The organism is Spiroplasma endosymbiont of Halictus nicosiae, assembly GCF_978018445.1.
In genome coordinates, this window is record NZ_OZ389573.1 from 1,494,544 (window position 1) to 1,512,224 (window position 17,681).

Annotated in this window: 26 protein-coding genes; 19 read left to right on the forward strand and 7 right to left on the reverse strand. The window is 24.3% G+C overall.

The window, feature by feature from the left end:
- The first annotated feature begins 14 nt into the window (after positions 1 to 14).
- From ACZ91P_RS10275 to ACZ91P_RS10355, 17 genes are all read left to right on the forward strand, one after another.
- On the forward strand, positions 15 to 299 hold the full coding sequence (locus tag ACZ91P_RS10275; RefSeq protein WP_465155732.1) for a hypothetical protein: 285 nt from the start codon (positions 15 to 17) through the stop codon (positions 297 to 299).
- Complete coding sequence (locus tag ACZ91P_RS10280; protein ID WP_465155734.1) at positions 254 to 748, forward strand: hypothetical protein; 495 nt, start codon at positions 254 to 256, stop codon at positions 746 to 748. The genes ACZ91P_RS10275 and ACZ91P_RS10280 overlap by 46 nt, the downstream gene beginning before the upstream one ends.
- Positions 726 to 1,007 carry a hypothetical protein gene (locus ACZ91P_RS10285; RefSeq protein ID WP_465155736.1) on the forward strand — a complete coding sequence of 94 codons (282 nt, stop codon included), beginning with the start codon at positions 726 to 728 and terminating at the stop codon, positions 1,005 to 1,007. Before ACZ91P_RS10280 ends, ACZ91P_RS10285 begins: the two co-directional genes overlap by 23 nt.
- Positions 1,007 to 1,273 (forward strand): hypothetical protein, encoded by a 267-nt coding sequence (locus tag ACZ91P_RS10290; protein ID WP_465155738.1) that lies wholly within the window; start codon positions 1,007 to 1,009, stop codon positions 1,271 to 1,273. The genes ACZ91P_RS10285 and ACZ91P_RS10290 overlap by 1 nt, the downstream gene beginning before the upstream one ends.
- Before the next feature lie 141 nt (positions 1,274 to 1,414).
- Positions 1,415 to 1,873: a hypothetical protein gene (locus ACZ91P_RS10295; protein WP_465155740.1), complete on the forward strand. Its 459-nt coding sequence runs from the start codon at positions 1,415 to 1,417 to the stop codon at positions 1,871 to 1,873.
- Positions 1,874 to 1,890: 17 nt separating this feature from the next.
- Positions 1,891 to 2,697: a hypothetical protein gene (locus ACZ91P_RS10300; protein ID WP_465155742.1), complete on the forward strand. Its 807-nt coding sequence runs from the start codon at positions 1,891 to 1,893 to the stop codon at positions 2,695 to 2,697.
- 29 nt (positions 2,698 to 2,726) lie between these two features.
- Complete coding sequence (locus ACZ91P_RS10305; protein ID WP_465155744.1) at positions 2,727 to 3,107, forward strand: hypothetical protein; 381 nt, start codon at positions 2,727 to 2,729, stop codon at positions 3,105 to 3,107.
- A 468-nt stretch (positions 3,108 to 3,575) separates the two neighbouring features.
- Complete coding sequence (locus ACZ91P_RS10310; protein ID WP_338988931.1) at positions 3,576 to 3,815, forward strand: hypothetical protein; 240 nt, start codon at positions 3,576 to 3,578, stop codon at positions 3,813 to 3,815.
- Between the two features lie 519 nt (positions 3,816 to 4,334).
- Positions 4,335 to 4,619, forward strand: a complete 285-nt coding sequence (locus tag ACZ91P_RS10315) for a hypothetical protein (RefSeq protein ID WP_338991147.1) — start codon at positions 4,335 to 4,337, stop codon at positions 4,617 to 4,619.
- Positions 4,620 to 4,628: 9 nt separating this feature from the next.
- A complete protein-coding gene (locus ACZ91P_RS10320; protein WP_465155746.1) occupies positions 4,629 to 4,787 on the forward strand; it encodes a hypothetical protein in 159 nt (52 codons plus the stop codon).
- 13 nt (positions 4,788 to 4,800) lie between these two features.
- Positions 4,801 to 5,055 carry a hypothetical protein gene (locus tag ACZ91P_RS10325; protein ID WP_465155631.1) on the forward strand — a complete coding sequence of 85 codons (255 nt, stop codon included), beginning with the start codon at positions 4,801 to 4,803 and terminating at the stop codon, positions 5,053 to 5,055.
- Positions 5,048 to 5,212 carry a hypothetical protein gene (locus ACZ91P_RS10330; RefSeq protein ID WP_465155633.1) on the forward strand — a complete coding sequence of 55 codons (165 nt, stop codon included), beginning with the start codon at positions 5,048 to 5,050 and terminating at the stop codon, positions 5,210 to 5,212. The genes ACZ91P_RS10325 and ACZ91P_RS10330 overlap by 8 nt, the downstream gene beginning before the upstream one ends.
- A 2-nt stretch (positions 5,213 to 5,214) precedes the next feature.
- Positions 5,215 to 5,352 carry a hypothetical protein gene (locus ACZ91P_RS10335; RefSeq protein WP_465155635.1) on the forward strand — a complete coding sequence of 46 codons (138 nt, stop codon included), beginning with the start codon at positions 5,215 to 5,217 and terminating at the stop codon, positions 5,350 to 5,352.
- 2 nt (positions 5,353 to 5,354) lie between these two features.
- On the forward strand, positions 5,355 to 6,056 hold the full coding sequence (locus tag ACZ91P_RS10340; RefSeq protein WP_465155637.1) for a hypothetical protein: 702 nt from the start codon (positions 5,355 to 5,357) through the stop codon (positions 6,054 to 6,056).
- A 1-nt stretch (position 6,057) separates the two neighbouring features.
- On the forward strand, positions 6,058 to 6,966 hold the full coding sequence (locus ACZ91P_RS10345) for a recombinase RecT (protein WP_465155639.1): 909 nt from the start codon (positions 6,058 to 6,060) through the stop codon (positions 6,964 to 6,966).
- Entirely contained in the window at positions 6,951 to 7,421 is a 471-nt protein-coding gene (locus tag ACZ91P_RS10350; protein ID WP_465155641.1) for a hypothetical protein, read from the forward strand. The genes ACZ91P_RS10345 and ACZ91P_RS10350 overlap by 16 nt, the downstream gene beginning before the upstream one ends.
- A gap of 4 nt (positions 7,422 to 7,425) precedes the next feature.
- Entirely contained in the window at positions 7,426 to 7,602 is a 177-nt protein-coding gene (locus ACZ91P_RS10355) for a hypothetical protein (protein WP_465155643.1), read from the forward strand.
- Between the two features lie 24 nt (positions 7,603 to 7,626).
- Here ACZ91P_RS10355 and ACZ91P_RS10360 read toward each other — a convergent pair whose 3' ends face one another.
- Genes ACZ91P_RS10360 through ACZ91P_RS10385 form a run of 6 tightly spaced genes read right to left on the reverse strand, consistent with a single transcriptional unit; the run spans position 7,627 to position 12,610 of the window.
- Complete coding sequence (locus tag ACZ91P_RS10360) at positions 7,627 to 8,025, reverse strand: hypothetical protein (protein ID WP_465155645.1); 399 nt, start codon at positions 8,023 to 8,025, stop codon at positions 7,627 to 7,629.
- 44 nt (positions 8,026 to 8,069) lie between these two features.
- On the reverse strand, positions 8,070 to 8,621 hold the full coding sequence (locus ACZ91P_RS10365; protein ID WP_465155647.1) for a hypothetical protein: 552 nt from the start codon (positions 8,619 to 8,621) through the stop codon (positions 8,070 to 8,072).
- A 23-nt stretch (positions 8,622 to 8,644) separates the two neighbouring features.
- Complete coding sequence (locus ACZ91P_RS10370) at positions 8,645 to 10,096, reverse strand: hypothetical protein (protein WP_465155748.1); 1,452 nt, start codon at positions 10,094 to 10,096, stop codon at positions 8,645 to 8,647.
- The gene (locus ACZ91P_RS10375; RefSeq protein WP_465155651.1) at positions 10,086 to 11,024 is read right to left on the reverse strand and encodes a hypothetical protein; all 939 of its coding nucleotides are present in this window, start codon (positions 11,022 to 11,024) and stop codon (positions 10,086 to 10,088) included. The genes ACZ91P_RS10370 and ACZ91P_RS10375 overlap by 11 nt, the downstream gene beginning before the upstream one ends.
- A 6-nt stretch (positions 11,025 to 11,030) precedes the next feature.
- On the reverse strand, positions 11,031 to 12,131 hold the full coding sequence (locus tag ACZ91P_RS10380) for a hypothetical protein (protein WP_465155750.1): 1,101 nt from the start codon (positions 12,129 to 12,131) through the stop codon (positions 11,031 to 11,033).
- Positions 12,132 to 12,148: 17 nt separating this feature from the next.
- Entirely contained in the window at positions 12,149 to 12,610 is a 462-nt protein-coding gene (locus ACZ91P_RS10385; protein WP_465155752.1) for a hypothetical protein, read from the reverse strand.
- A 486-nt stretch (positions 12,611 to 13,096) separates the two neighbouring features.
- Here ACZ91P_RS10385 and ACZ91P_RS10390 point away from each other — a divergent pair, with 486 nt between their 5' ends.
- Together ACZ91P_RS10390 and ACZ91P_RS10395 are read left to right on the forward strand one after the other, a co-directional pair.
- Positions 13,097 to 13,777: a hypothetical protein gene (locus ACZ91P_RS10390; protein ID WP_465155754.1), complete on the forward strand. Its 681-nt coding sequence runs from the start codon at positions 13,097 to 13,099 to the stop codon at positions 13,775 to 13,777.
- A 118-nt stretch (positions 13,778 to 13,895) separates the two neighbouring features.
- Positions 13,896 to 14,405, forward strand: coding sequence for a lipoprotein (locus ACZ91P_RS10395; RefSeq protein ID WP_465155756.1), 510 nt, complete (start codon positions 13,896 to 13,898; stop codon positions 14,403 to 14,405).
- A gap of 29 nt (positions 14,406 to 14,434) precedes the next feature.
- Here the strand turns inward: ACZ91P_RS10395 and ACZ91P_RS10400 are convergent, their stop codons facing one another.
- The gene (locus ACZ91P_RS10400) at positions 14,435 to 17,680 is read right to left on the reverse strand and encodes a hypothetical protein (RefSeq protein WP_465155758.1); all 3,246 of its coding nucleotides are present in this window, start codon (positions 17,678 to 17,680) and stop codon (positions 14,435 to 14,437) included.
- Between the last annotated feature and the right edge of the window lies 1 nt (position 17,681).

Genomic DNA, 17,681 nt, shown 5'->3' on the forward strand with positions numbered 1-17,681 from the left:
AGGAGTATAGATAAATGACAGAATATAAAAGTAAATATATTAATAAAACTTGAAATGAAATAACAACATCATTTGATTGAGTTAATTGTCAACCTATTAATTGCAGTATTTCACATCATAAAAAGCATTATGATTTGCAATGTTTAGAATGAGCAAAAATGTACTTAATTTTATTTGAAAACAAGTGAGATATTATTGCTTCTTATATGCAACATCACAAAATTAACGATATTTTAGATTTAGCATCCGATGGATGAAAAATATTACAAATTGACAAAAAAATAAACCAGATAAATTAAAATATATTATTGCAATTGACCCTGCTGGAATTGGTCAAACTGGTATTATTATTTATAATGTTTTACAAAATAAAATAATTAATAATATTACTTTTAATTCCAAAAATGAAGAAGAAGCAATAAATAATATGTATTTAATATTAAATGAGTTTAAAAATAAAATTTGTTCTTATTTAAATAAAGTTATTGTAATAATTGAAGATTTTCAACTTTACAAAGGTTTAAAAATAAAAAATCCATTATCTACTCCTAAATTCATTGGTGGTTTAAAAGTTTTATGCAAATATCTATTTAATTTAAATTATGTTTTACAATCACCAGTTGTTAAGAAAAATTATATTTATAAAGGAAATATTAAAATGACAGAGCACGAATTAGATGCTTGAAAACATTTACAATATTTTTTAAAAAAGGAAGTGACAAATAATGACAATAACAGAATCAATTAAATTTAACAAACTTAAAGAAGAAAATGAAACACTTAAAAAAGAACTCGCTGAAAAAGAACAAGAAATAAATAGTTTTAAACAACAAATAGATATGGCACATAATTTTAATCAAAATTTAGGTAGTGAAATTGAAGAATTAAAACAACAACAATTATATAAAGAAGATTTTTACAAAAATCCATATTCAACAGGTTCTATCGATTGAATATTAGTTGACAGTTTAAAATATGACAAATTATCTAATAAGGATGTTAAATAATGTCTCAAACAAAAAGTAATTTACCTAAAAAATCAATAACTAATAAACCTAAAATAAAAAATAAAAAAGTTAATAAGTTAGAATTAACTGTTAGATTACATGAAAATCCTATTAAAACAAAAATTAAGGCTCTTGTTGCTGGTGGTGTTGAAGTTGATGCTTGTTCAGCTAAATGTCAGTGAGAAGGATTAAATTACTCAACATTATCAATATATAACCCATCTGTTTTAAATGAGTTTTTGAAATTAAAAAAGATGATGAGATAAAAATTAAAGGCTCAGTATTTAATCAGTTAAATATAAAAACTAAACGCTATTTTTTGTCTTTTAGAGAGATAGTTTTGAAATTATACAAAAAGCGATTAGAAAAAGAACAAATACAAATATTAAAAAATAGGAGCAAAAACAATGGCATTAAAAAATGTAAAATATGTTCTTATAAAAGAAAATAATGAACCTATTAAAAATGAAGATGATAGTTTAGATATTAAAACTGCTGAAATTATTTTAAAAAATACTGCTGAAGTTGAAGAATTTAATTCAAGTAATTTAGAAAATAATAATCAGCAAATCAACGAACTACAAGCAAAAAATACTGAGTTAACTTCACAAATTGAACAACAAACAATTCAACTAAAACAAATTGAAGTAATTGATTTTATTAATTCTTCAACTGATAATAAAGATTTTAAAAATGTTTTATTAAAATCTTATGATATTACTGATGATATTGAAATCATTAAAACACAATTGCAAAGTGTTTATGATGAATTAATTAAGGTACAAACAGTTAATACTGGTGGCGTACCAAAAGTAGTAAACAAAGAAAACAATATTTTAGATACAGACAATGTATTTAATAAATAGAAAGAAGGAATAAAAATATGGATCCAAAAACAATTTTTGGCGATATTGCTAATCAAGCAACACAAAGAGAGCTAGAAACATTTGAACAATTATATTTACAAACTTATCAACAAAAATTTAGCTGAGAGGCATTATTTGCGTGAAAAGAAGCAAATAAATTTGGTTTAACATATAAAAGAAAGAAAAATATTAAATATAATGAAGGTTTGGGAAAAGATGGACAAGTATTTAATACCGATGATAATCTTCTAAAATATTCAACAGTAGAATTTGAAGATGGAGTTCTTGAATTAGATACAATTTTAACTTTTGCTCGTAAATTAGACCCTGTAGAAAATGATTTTAATCCTAATCTTTGGGCTGCCGATATTGAGCAAGCATTGGATACTGAGGTTGCTTATAAACGCAATAAAATTTTAGAAATTATTAATAAAGGAACACTTACAACTATTCAAGGCAAAAAAGCAGATGATACAAATGCTTTACAAATTCATGATGAAATTATGGATAAAATATATGAAAACAGCTTTACTCCATCAGAAACAATTGTTTTAGGTTCGGCTGATTTTATTCGTGGAATTCGTAATAAATTACAGTTACAACTTGGAGCAAACGACCAAATAAATAGTGTAATCACAACAAGTGGAGCAATGAAAACTGTTGAAGGAACAACATACTATATGGTTCCTAAAAATTACCAATTAATAAAGATGGTTCAGAAGGAACAATTGAATTATTACCAGATGGTGTTAATGCAATTGCCTTTAAGTTTAGCAAAAAATATGACCCTCTTATTTTACACAAAAAAGATCATACTCCGTTAAGAGTTGGTGCTGCTGCGTTAGGTACTGGAATGGGTAATACTTTGATTATGGAAAGAGTTTTATATTTAGGTGGAGCAGTGGTTGAACCAAAAGGAATTATTAAACATATTGTTTCAAAAATTGATATTAGTAAAATTAATAAATTAGATAAACCAACTATTCATGTTGCAGACCCAACAAAAGCAACAGCCAAACAGTTAAAACCACAATTTAAAGATGTTGTTTTAAAAGCAGTAAAAGCAGTAAATAGTTCTTTAACTGAAAGTGATTTTGATTACTTTATTGAAAGTGCTGGTGTTGATTGACCAATAAATATTACAAATGATACCAAGGTTTTTGTCCAAATTAAAGGTAAAAACAACGCTACTGGTCAAACAAATCCGATTGATGTTAAAATTAAAAATTCTTAATAGTACTAAAAAATAGTACTTTTTAGTTTGATATATAGCCAATTGGAACATCTAAAACAGCCCTTATTTATGCTGTTAAAAAAATCCAACTAGATTGTCAATCCAACAACAAGAAAAAAATTTTGGTTTACAGTTATTAGAATTTGGTCGCATGTAAAAAAGAAGGGTTTTAACAAATACATAGAAATTGAATAAAAATAATAAACCATTTACTAAAATGGTTTTTTTATTTGTAAAACCAAAATTATTAATTGATTCAGAGAAAGGACAGCATCTTAAATTCTTAAAATAGAAACTTTTTATTACAACTTTTTGATACCCTCTTTAAGTTGTTTACACATTTATTAAATATCTTAGAAATCTTTATAAAGTGTACCTGTTTTTTCTCCAATTTTAAGGTGTTGTCCTTTCTCTGTTTCAGTTAATTAATTTGCTAATAAAAAAACTTAATAAAGGAAGGAGTAGGTAATGAAAATTAATAAGCAACAAACAATATGTGATGTTGATAATTGCTATAAAGCAATATCATTCATTACCGAAGAATTTTTATCAAATAAAGTTTTATGAACTTGTGAAAAACATAAAGATTTATTGAATAAAGTAAAAGATAAAACACAAAAGCGGTTTTATAAACGCCTAGAAAATTCAAAAATTATCTTTGATTATGAAACTGGTTTATTAAAACTTAAATTTTATAAAACAACTTAATGCAGAGCGAAACGGTTATTTTAAATAACTAAGTGTTTTTATTCCACAGCCGGCCGAGGCAAGTACTGAAATAGTGTATGAGGAAAAATGTAAATCGGCGCTGGTTCATTAGAACTAAGCGATAGTCGTGATAAGTCCAAGGTTAATATCAAACGACAATAAAAATAGAGATAGTGACTTTACAATTAAATTTGCGAAAAGTGTGGTTGGTTGGAGTTTTATAGCATTTGGTCCTTTAAAATGCGAGTGAATTTTTAATTTAAAAACTGAACGTCAAATCCCAGAGCAAAAGCACAAATGGGCACGGATAAAGGAAGACATATATATGTCTGGCGTCAATATTAAAAAAACAACTGTGGATTATTAAACATTCAAACAATTAACATATCGCCACCGCTCACCCCCAGTGAGGCGGATGGCGTAGTAAGTAAATAGATAAATACTTATATAACTAATTCTCGCTTGGCACTTTCACTTGGGAGTGAGTGCCAGCGAGTTAAAACTAGGAGGAAAAAATAAATGACAGAATATAAAAGTAAATATATTAATAAAACTTGAAATGAAATAACAACATCATTTTATTGAGTTAATTGTCAACCTATTAATTGTCGTATTTCACATCATAAAAAACATTATGATTTGCAATGTTTAGAATGAGCCAAAATGTACTTAAATTTATTTAAAGATAAATGAGATGTTATTGCTTCTTATATGCAATATTACAAAATTAACGATATTTTAGATTTAGCTTCTGATGGTTGAAAAATATTACAAATTGACCAAAAAATCAAAGGAATAATTTAGGAGGTTTATATGAAAAAGTTAAATAAAATTTGTCTTAAAAAAAGATATTGAGGTTATTGCTTTAAATGTAATCAAGAAAATAAATTAAATGAATTAATGCTTAAAAGTTATTCAGTATCATTTGAAGATATGACTGATGAACATTGAGCATTAGGAAAACAAAATTAGGAGGAAATAAAAAATGATATGTAATAAAGCATTAAAAATTACCAATAAAGATATTATTTATGCACAAATTGATAGTGATTATTCAGATAATTTAGAGTTAAATTTATATCTTAAATTTGGTGATGAGGAACGACATGTGGGTAATATTTCATTGCCAACAAATTTTGACTTAAATTGCAAATGATATGAAATTGATGAAGTTAAAAGTTTAATTAGTGATTATTTAGCAGATGAAGAAGCAGATTATGAGGTGATAAATTATGAATAAAAGATACTTATTAGTAACAAAAGATAAATATAGCTTAAATACTACATATTTTTATACATTTGATGAGGCAAGAATTTATTCTGAAAATTTAAATTATTGTAAAACTACAATTATTGATTTAGAAAACAAAAATATTAAATGACAAGGATGTGAGTAAATATGTGAAAAGATGAAGATGGTAAGGTTTATACCGAAGAAGACTTATTTAATATAGCATTAGAAGAATGTCACTCAGAAGACGGTGCTTATGAGTATATTGATAATTTAATTATGAATATGAATTTGGAGGAAATTTAATTATGGAAGACTTAAAATTAAATAATGAAGTTAAAAATATTACTTATCCATTTTATTTAAAAGGAAATGATTTTAAAGAATTAAGTTTAAAAGCATTAACAATTAAAAAATGAATTGATGAAAATGGGCAAGAATTAGCAGAATTTATATATCGACAACAAGCTTGATTAATAAATGGAGAATATAAATCACAATCACTAAAAGATTTAAAACTAGTAGTTTCAAAAATTGATTATATTTTTAGAGAACCATTAGAATTAATAAAAAATTTTAAAGATGAATTAAATTTTATTAGAAAAGATATTTTGAATTTAGAAAATAATATTAAAAGTAATCATGATTCTTTTAAAAATAGTGTTATTAATATTCAATTTCAAAAACAAAATGAAATTATTGAAAATCACAAAAAAGAACAATTTTTAGAAATTAAAAGTGTAGCAAAACAAATGCAAGAATTAAAAATTATTACTAGTAATTTTCGTAAAGAAAAATTATTAGTTAAAGATATTGAAGTTATAGGTATTAATGATGATTTTTTACAAAAAGCTGATAAATTAGAACTTATTAATCTTATTAAAAACTATTTAATTGTTGATGAACAAATTGTTAAAAATGAAATTAAAGAACAATGAGATAGTAATAAAGATATTAATTTAATTGGTATTAAAGGTATTAATTTTAAAATAAATAAAGGAGAAAAATAATATGGCAAATATTGTTGAATTTTTAAGAACAGATAAAGCAACAGAATGAATAAAAAGTAAATTTTCAAATGAAAATGAAATTGCAAGATTTAAGAGTAATATAGTTTCAATATCAAACAGTAATGAATTATTACAAAAAGCAGACCCAAAAACAATTATGACCGCTTGTTATCAAGGTGTTTTATTAAATTTACCTATGGAAAAGCAATTCGGATATGCTTATGTCGTTCCATATAATACTAAAATAACAAGAATTATTAATGGTCGTGAAATCCAAGAATGAATTAATCAAGCACAATTTCAAATGGGTTATAAAGGTTATATTCAATTAGCTCAAAGAAGCGGTCAATATTTAGATATGTCAGTATCAGACGTCAGAGAAAATGAATTAGTAAATTATGATAGATTAAAAGGAACTAGTTTTAATTGAATACAAAATGAAGATGAAAGAGAAAAATTACCAATTATAGGTTATGTAGCATATTTTAAAATGGTTAATGGTTTTGAAAAAACATTATATATGACAAAAGAACAAATGGAAAATCATTTTATGAAATATTCTAAAACTTATGCTAAAAATAAATCATTTTATATTGCTAGTTTTGATGAAATGGCACTTAAAACAGTATTAACTAGTTTATTGCGAAAATGAGGTATTATGTCAGTCGAATTACAACAAGCTTATAAATCAGACCAAGCAGTTATTACAACTAATGATGAAAAGATTTATATTGATAATGATAATAATATAAACATAAATAAGAGTCAAATTAGCAACGAAAATATATCAAATAATAATTTATTACATGAATCAAATGAAAGATTGACAGATAATAATGTAGTAAAAGAAGAAGATATATCAAATGTATTACCAACAGTTAACAACGATGAGGAATGAGCGACTTGATAAAAATAGGTATTGACCCATCAGGAACTGGCACTACGGCCGTTGCTATTTTTGAAGATAATAAATTAATTGATAAATCTGAATATACAAATCATTATTGAATTACACAAACCGATATTATTTTAGATAAGTTAAAACAAGATGCAATTATTAATATTGAAGATTGTTTATATACAAATGCTAATGGTTCAAAAGACCGTGATGATTTATTAAAAATAATTGGAGTAATTAAATATGATACACACGAATTAAATAATGTTAATTGAGTATCACCAAAACATACTAAATCAGTTGTTAAAAATATGGAAAATTTAAGTAAATATAATGATAGTTGTATATGAAAATATGATAAAGATAATAATTTAACTTATCAATATGGTAAAGGTTGATTCTATAATAATGAGAAAATAAGTAATCATTTACGAGATGCCATTATTATTGCTAATTATGAAGGTTAATATTATGAAAAATTCATATAATCAAAAAACAGAAAAATATTATTCTAAATTAATTCGTAATGTTAATATTTACTTAAATGAAAATGAAGAAAAAGTTTGAAATGAATTTAATGGCCTTACTTATTCACAACGAATAGAACATCTTATTAATTTTTATATAAAACACAATAAAGAAAAATAAAAAATAACCTTAATTGGTTATTTTTTAAATGCTATTTGTTAGTTGTCTAATAGCATCTTTTTGTTGTTGTTTTTTGTCATTTACTTTAACTTGTTTTTTAACATTTTTAATTTGACCTGTTTTTAATGCTAATTCTGTTGCATAATCAGGCCCTCGTAAATGTTTTTCGTGGGCAATAACAGCAGTTCTTAATTCTCTAATTTCTGCTTTATATTTTTTAATTTTTTTAGCAGATAATCCAAGAATACCAAGACTACCCATTCCGCCTGCACCTGCTAATACAAGTAAAGCAATTACTATTTCATTACTAATTTCCATTTTAATATTTCCTTTCTTATCCTTACTCAAACAGTGGCCATCTATTTTTTCAAAACAAAATAATTTATAAATTAAACTATATAACCACCCAAAAATATCAACCACCCCTAATATATAGTCTATTTTAAATTTAATTCTTTGTTATTTTCTTATGTTATACCATCTAAATTATTTCATTGTTTTGCTATTCTTGGTTGAATAACACGCGGATTAATTCGACATTCTAAACAATGTCTTAAATGGTCTTTTTTTCATTTTGATTTATCAATTCAAATAATAATTAAAGAAATTATTAAAGTAATTAAAGGTAATATTGTAAATACTAATCCCATTTTAGATATTTTTAATCGTGGTATATCAATTTTCATATCTACTTTTGGTTTACTACTAGCAACAAATATACCCTGAATTCCGTGTGTAAATAAAGGGGTTAATAATATGGCAATTCCATTACCTCAATATTGACCATAATTATATCAATTAATATTATCTTTTATTGCATTAATCATGCCATATTCTAATCAACAATTTAATGCTAAAAATATCAATGTATAAAAACTAACTACTCAACTACGAATTTTATATTTCCTTTCTCATTCTCTAATATCTTTATGAGTTCAATTATAAGTCGGAATAGGGTCTTTTTTAAATCAATTTCAAGGTAAGACACCCTTTAATCAAGTCATTTTATCTTGTTTCATAATTATTTACCTCATTTAATTTTTTATTCATTTTTATTTAATTCTAATCATTTTTTGTTAAATAATTCTTTAATATCATTTCTATTATTTGAAATAATTCTTCATACTGGGTGTTTTTCAAGTAAGTTTAATTCATTAATAGTTGTTGCACTATTTATTTTTCTTATCAATATATCATAAGAATCCGATGTTTCTTTTGAAAAATCAGTATCCATATCACGCTTATAAATAGAATGTGGTTCATCTGCCCTTAATTCGCTATTATTTATTAATTTTCTTTTAATTGTTAAATCTTTAATAACAATATTATTTGTGTAATTTGAAATTGAGCCATCTTGCTTAATTGTTATTCTTTCATAAGAATTAGCTGCTAAAAATAAAAAAATTGATTTTTGTGATATTGTTTCAAAATAATATGTTACAAATTTATCAGCAGATGCATAATCTGTTATTGAAATTGATATTTTATAGTAATATTTTGTTAAATCATAATTTGGAATTTTAAATGTTAATTTTTCGTTTGCTTCTGGATAATTAATTAATTCTCAATCATTGCCACCACTAATAGATATATCACCACTGCCTAATAATGAAGAACCATTAATAGTTTTAATATTTGTACCGCTTACTAATTTATCTTGTTTAAGATTAATATCTTGTGATGTTTTTACAATATATTTACCATCAACTTTTTCAATATAATTTTTATTTAAATCACTATCTTTAATAATATCTGTTGGAATATCGCCACTTTGTTTTGCTTTTCAGACATTATTTTCATAATAAATACTATCATTATCAAATGGAACAATAAGTTTAATATATTCGTTATAATCAATTTTAGAAAAATCATTAACAGTTGGATAAAAAATATTTATTGAATTATCTGTTTGCAATCGTTCTTTTAATCAAAATAATAATGTTGGATAAAAAGTTTTTTTACTAATATGTTTATATTCTTCTTCTCATGAATGAGCATAATTATCTAAACTATAATTATATGGTCTAGATACTGTTTTACTAGATATAATATCAATTATTTCACCTGCTAATTTTAAAGCATTTTTAACATCTCTGGTAATATTTTCATTTGCTTCAGGGTCATTAGTTTGTGAATAAGCAACTCCACCTTGTGAAAATGATGCACTACCAGTTAAATCATTTACTCCTTTTGGTAAATATCAATTAATAACTGCTAATAAACAAGCAGATTGAATATAACTTAATCATTTATCATATTCAATTAAACCAGTATTATCTTTTTTTACTCATGGAAATAATTCTTTTTTATTAATCTTATCGGAAATTGTTCCACCTGATAATCTATCCATTCATAAACTAGTTTTTAAAATAGCATTATAAATTAAATTATCATTATAAGCAGATTGTTTTCTTTCATTAATAGGTTGTCAAAGTTTACTTTCTTTAACATCTTCAACTGTTATAAATAATAAATTATTTAAATTATTTTTCATATAATACACCTCTTAATTTATTACGATATTTATTTTTTAAATTACTTGGCTTATAACTATTAACTCTTGCTTTTGCTTTCTTAATTTTTTTAATAGTTTGATTAGTTTTGTAAAAAATATTTTTAACTGGTGTTTTATATAAATTCTTAATATTTTTAACATCACTTCGGCGTTCACGATATCATTTTTTATTATTAATTTCACCAGCAAAATTAAAATTAAAATGTCCAATTTTTAAATTATTAATAAACTTTTTAATTTGTTGTAATTTTTGAACTGTTGGTAATGTTAATTTAGTAGTTCCTTTGGGATATTTTTCTTTTAATGCTTGTGGTAATCGTTTTTTAATATAATATCTTAAATGATTAGGTAATCATTTTCTTAATCAATAACGCCAAAATAAAGATCCTGCATTAGATACAGCATTACTTAATAATTTTCATATTTCAACTGGAACACTAGGATAAACATAAGGTCCATAAAATTTCGGATGTTTTGCTGTTTTTGTATATATTAAAATAGTTAAATTACCTGTTAAAGTTAATTTATTTGTAATATTAAACATACCACTATCAAGTCAACTACTATTTAAAGGTTGTCAATTAGTATTTAAATAATTTTCATTTTTAAATTGTTTTCTATTTTTAATATTATTATCTTTTTCTAATTGACTTAATATTTGTTGAATTTCTTTTTTATGACCTTTTTTAATTAAATCTAAATAAGTAAATGGATTTAATCACTGATAAATATCTTCAACTTTATTTGTAATTTTATTATATTTATCACTAATATAATTAATTGGCTTTAATATTTTATTTTTAACTTGATTAACTCTATTAATTAAATTTACAAATTTACTTATTAAAGGTTTATTTTCTAAATTAGATACTAATAAAGTTAAAACGCGTAATATTAGTAAATTCATTTTATATTAACCTTGATTATTTGGTTTTGATTCTGGTTTTGATGCTGAAATTAGATAATCAACTGGAACTCTAAAAGTTTTATTTAGATTACTTTTAGCGGCAGTAATTTCATCTTGGCTTGGTTGTTTTTCCAAAATAATTTTACATGTTTTAGGATATAAAATAGTTGGTGTTGCATATTGAACTTTACCAATTCATTTAGGATTAGCAGTATCATTATCTAAAACTTGTTGAATAGTATCCATATTAATTGGATAAGCTCATACTTGTTTATTAATAATTAAACCATTTACATTAGTAAAATTATAACCTTTATCACGGTTAACTTGTCCTTTTGTATATGTTTTTTCTAAATGAAAGCTTTTTGATACTGGAATACCCATTGCTGTATTTTCATATAATTCACCATTAACCATCGATTTTAGTTGTGCTTGTGAACCAATTACTTTTAAAAAAGCAGGTGTTAATCCTAAATATGATCTTCGACCTAAAACCATAAACATTTTATCTGTTGGTAAACCAAAATATAAATTACTAATTTGATTTGTTAATTCAATCAAAGTTTCATTTAATGTAAAGAATGCTTTATTTGCATCATCTGCATTTTCTGCTGTATAACTACGAAATGGAATTACTTCATATTGACCATCTGCTAAACAATAATCATAAATAGCCTGAATTAATTCACATTCTAAATTAACAAATTTATTCTGTACAACACTAGAAATAGCATCAGCAATAACGCCATTTTTAATATTTTGTTCTATTAATGCTAAGTCAAAAGCCTCATTCATTAATTTTAAATTAAATCTTTTATCAATAGGAACTGGAATTCTTGTTAATCCCATTGTTTGAGTTGTCCCACCATTTGGCAATGAATAATCATCTTGTCATACCACACGATGAGTTAAATTATATAGTGCTTGACCAGCATTAGGTAATCAAGCAACTTGTTCTGCGGTTGCTGTTGCATACTGCATAATACTTGCATATTCATTATATAAAGGTCCACGCAATAAAGCATTAACCATATCAACATACGCTTTTTGGCCTGTTGTATTACCTTGTAATGTAAAAGGTACTTGTGGCAAATTAATTGTTGCCATAATATTTCACTCCCTTATTATCTAAGGTTTTTAAGTGTATAATCAGTTATTTTTTTAATTTCATCAGGAGTATATGCTCCTTTTTCTTTAATAGTTTCAATTTCATCATTTTTATTTTCAACCGATTTTTCAATCATATCTTTAATAAAATTAGTTGGTGAAACTGATGGTTGCTCTTCAACAAACAAATCAGGTTTTAATTCTTTTAAAGTTTGCATTTTTTCAGATAAAGAATTACCATTAACTTTATCTAAATTAGTTTTAATATCTTCAATTTTAGTAGATGGAACATCTTTAAATGCTTTTAATTCATTTAATTCATTAGATAATTTAATAAAGTCTTCTTTTGATATAACATCTTCGCGTTTTTGCACACTTTCTCTAATTTGCTTTGCTTCATTATTAAACTGATTTAAAATATTTTCAGCAATTTCTTCACTTAAACCTTGTTCGATTAATTGTTCTTTTGTAAGTGCCATTTTATAAACTCCTCTTTTTTTATCCTTGTCCGATTAACAAGTCAGCATAACTCTTTTTTACGGAAAAAGATTAAACCTATGTTTCTAATTATATACCAATAGTTCACAAATGCAATATATTTTGTATACAAATACTAAACAAATAAGATAAAAGTGTTATAATGAAATTGAAATAATTATTTATTGATATATAATATAAAGCAAGAATGATGTCGGGTCATTATCTTTTTTATTTAACTAAAGTAATAATATCATACTATTTTACCAATACAATACTTTTTATATATACAAAAAAATCTAAACTTAATATATTTAATTCCTAATTTACCCCTTAAAACGCGTAATAATGGGTATTTAACAAGATAAAATTATTAAAATAATTCCTAATTTTCCTTGTATATATATATATATATATATATAATGAGGGTAAATCTTGATAAATAAAAAATAAAAAGTTTCAAGATTAAGAAAAGGAGAAAAACAAGTATGAAAAAATTACTTAGTTTATTAAGTGTATTAACAATTAGTGGAACTACTGTACCAACAACAATTGCCGTTAGTCCTTATCAAAATGAAGAAGCGTTAAATAGTGAAATTAATTCTTCACAAACAAATAATTTAGAAAATTTAATTAGAAACAAAAGATCTCTTGATATTTTAAAATCTAAAAATGATGTTATTTATTATACTTTTAATAAAAACACATGGAATGATATAAAATTTCAAGCTCAAAAAATACATAATGAACATCATTTTGATAGTCATGGCATTGACAATAGTTGGGAAGTTTTTTCAAATTATATTAAAGAAAATATTTTTGAAAAAACAAATATTACTACTTTAGATTCAAGTGTTACTGGTTTTTTTCAGGCTAATGGATATGTTCGAGAAGTTAATTCATTAATTAATGTTATTTTTCAAAATTATACAAAAATAGATGAATTTATTCAAATAAACAATAATTATAATTGGTTTTCTTTGTCTACTTTAAGTAATTCTGATAATTTTGTTATTTTATCATCACGTCTTCCTGACAGTATTGATGATTCTAGTTTTTATAATAAACTTAAAAAAATTATAATTACTGCTGGCTGTGCTGCTGTTGGTACATTTGGAGGAGTTGCTGGTGCAACAATTACAGCAATTTCTTGCTATTATATAAGTTAATTTTTTATAAAAAATGCTACACTTCATAGTACAATTTACAGAAATAAAAAAAATTATAGAAGTAATTAATTTTATTTCCATTTTTAATTAAACTATTAAAAAACAAAAAGATAAAAAAATGAAAAAAATATTAAGTCTTTTAAGCACAATCACTTTAGTTGGAACAAGTACAACAAGTTTAGTGGCTTGTAATACACTACAAGAATATACAACCAAAGAATTAAAAGAACTAAAAGAAAAGAATAAAATAAATACTGTTAACCAAGAAATCAGAGAAAATTTAGAATGAATAGAACCACAAGAAAAACCATTTAATCAAGTGGATAATAAATGATATTATGTAGTATGAAAAGGTGAAAATAAATATCATTTAAACAAATTTAAAAATATTATGCACAAAGATGAACCAATAATTAATGACGGTACTAACCACTTTTATTTAAGATTAGACGTTGATTTGAATTTGTTATATATATATGAAACTTATCAAGGAAAAGAAACTAAGTTTCATTATTGAAAAAATAAAAATGATGATTATTTTAAATCAGTTTATCGTTGAAATTTAGATACTAAGGAACCTGATTTAATTATTGATCATAAAGGAAATATAATAAAAGTTGATGTATAAAAAAGAGATAATTAAATCTCTTTTTTATTTTACCTTGGTTTAATTGTTATTTTAACAGGGTTATTGCTACTATTTCTAATTCCCAAAACATTTGGATTATTTATATTAAATTTTATACTTCCATCTGAAATGGGGGTTTCATATTCAGTTGTACCTCAATATAAAATATCTCCATATCCCTCAACCCCCAATAATTTAGGAATCATACTTTTTGATATTCTAATTTTTAATTTCATATTATTAGTATAATATACTTGAAGTTTAGTTTCTTTAATTTTTTCGTTATCATTATTATATAATTTTGTTATTTGCAACAATAAATAAATAAACGCTTCACCTAACTTAGTTTTATATTTAGTTCTATATTCTTTATTTATTAATCCATTAGTATAAACAGTAGCAACTGTTTGAATATCATTTATTATTATATTATCAGTATATAAAATAATTGTATTTTCAAAATTAACTTTATCAATTTGTTCCATTCCTTGTGTATCTATTTTTACACCATCCAAATTACCTAAATAATCTGAACATCCTGTTCTACCAACTAAAATTTCAACATTTCTATTAGGAATAAAATTTTCTATATTAGGTGGTCCACATTCTACTTGCAAATTACCTAAATTACTTATTTCTATTGTTTTATAAGAACTAATAAATTTATCAATACTTTGAATTGTTGGGTCAATTTTTTTTAAGTCAAGTTCTATTTCAGAATATCCAAAATATTCTGTATTTTCATCAAAAAAATTATTATGTGCAATATTATACGGTGGTGTTGTTTTTTTACATTGTCCTGATTGAATTGCATTAAATAATATAGGTAATTTTGCATTAGCAGGAATAATATCTTTGGTATACTCTGGATAGTTATACGGAACTGGCGGTAATACATATTGTGGGTAATTAAATATTGGTATTTCATAGTCATGAGGCAATAAGAAACTAGTTTTATAATTAGTTGTTATATCGCGCAAATAATTATTTAATACACTTTTTGTTTTACCACGAAAACTCCATACTGATAAGCGCAAATAATCTTCTTCATTATTGGTATATGGGTTATCAGCATAAAAGATAATTTCAAAATTACCTTTATATAAAGCTTGAATTGAAAACATATCAATTATATAACTACAATTTGTCCCATCGGGTGTTTGTAAGAATTTTAAATCATTATCTTTTTCACTGTCGCTAACTGGTGTTTGAGCATCTACTGTTTTGGTTTGCTCATTAATTAAGTAAACTCTGTTAGTTTTTTCATTTAATTGTTTTAAATTGTAAGTTGAATAAACTAATTCTTCTGTTGGTTTACCATCTTTATTTAAAACAGTACCTTTTAATTTATCTGTTAATAAAGTTGTAAAACTAAAACTAGTAGCATTAGCTCCAAAAATAGCACCAACTTTATCATTTCCTTGTTCTCTAAATATTTCAAATGGTAAATAACCTTTACCTTTTGATTTTTCAGACCAAAATGCATCATTATAAAAACTATAAATATTAGCACTCATAAAGCCATTAAGTCATTGAAAATTAGGTCAGGTTTTTTCATTTTGATTAATTACTCATCCTCATGGAATACCAAATGAAATAAAGTTTAAGAATTTACCAACTCCACCTGGTATCGTAAAAGGATTAAATACTAATTTTTGTGTATAGTTTAAAGGTAATACAGTAATTTGGCGATTAATAAAATTATTCATATTTAAAATATCTCAAACATTACATTTACCCATTTTATTATATTCAATTTGAACTTGTCCGACAGTATTACCAAATTCATCTTTTCTTCTAAAATATGATGATGCTTGGGTACTAATGATATTATCAACTGTACCACCGTTTGTTTTTATTTTGCTTGGTGGTGTTATTTTTCAATCTTTAGACCAATAAAACTTAGAATCCTTATCTTCTTTATGAATATTTCGACCAACAGTAGAGTTAGTTGCTGATGTAGTGGTAGGGTCAGTTATAACAATACCTTCACTATTTTTCTGTTTTCAAAAGTCATATCTACTTTCCATATCTTTTTTTCAGTCTTCATAACCAGTTATCATAGTTGGTTGTATCCCTTGAATGTTATATCAACTTACTTCGGGTGATGCATAAGTATTTATTTTATCAGGTGGTGCAGGAAACATGTTATACATTAATAAGTCTCTTGAATTCATTACTTTTTTATTAAATTGACCTTTAATAATTGGTCGACCAATAACTGGCATATCAAAAAAGATTGGATTACCATAAATTTTAACTGCCATTGCTCTAACACCGGGGTCTTTTAATAAAATCTCATCTAATTCAACAATTCCTTTATTTAGTTTTTCATCATAAGTTATTTTAGGAAAACAATAACCTTCCCCTGGGGCACTTGTTTGTATAAATTGTCGTACTGATAAACCACTATTACTAATTTTGTCATTAATACTTGAAAAGGTAATTTCTTGTCATAAAAAACTACCATCATAAGGTGAATAATAATTAATAACATTTGATGGATATAATCATTGTCTATCTTGGGGTGCAGAATTAATATCACCACCACCAATATTTAATCCACGGTCATTAAAGACTGTATAAAAATTATAATAATCATTAATATTTAATTTATCGACATCTTCATCTAAAATTAATAAAGTATATTGTCTTTCAGTTGATTGTTGAGTAAATACTTGTTCGAATTTAGCTTCACCGAATTGGATTGAACTTCTATCATCAATCATATAAGCATCTCAATATTTACCAACTTTAACCTCTTTTGTATAAAAGTTATCAGCTTTATTATCATTATTAATAAAATAACTTAATTTATATTGGTTTAAGTATTCCAACATTCTATTAATATCATAAATATTTTCACCATCAATCAATTTTCAATAAACATTATTATTTTCATCTTTTAATTTTATAGCAAAAGGTGTTTCATTATTTGCTCATATTGTTGAATTAATAGGTTGTTTATTAAAATCATCAATCGTTAAGATAGTAATTTCTTCACCTTTATATTTTTGGACTATTTTTAAACTACCTTGTCATTGTGCAATAGTACTTTCCATATTATCAAATATTCGTGAATAACTACCATAGTCACTTGGTTTTGCATTATTAGGTTTTCAACCTGTTTCAGTATCAGGGATATATGAACTATAAACATTAAAAGGAAATACCATTCAATGTCTGTTATCTCTTATATTTTCTCTGATATCTATTAAAGTATCATGGGCTTGTCTTCTTAATTCTTCCATAACACCTGGGTTAATTCTACTCATT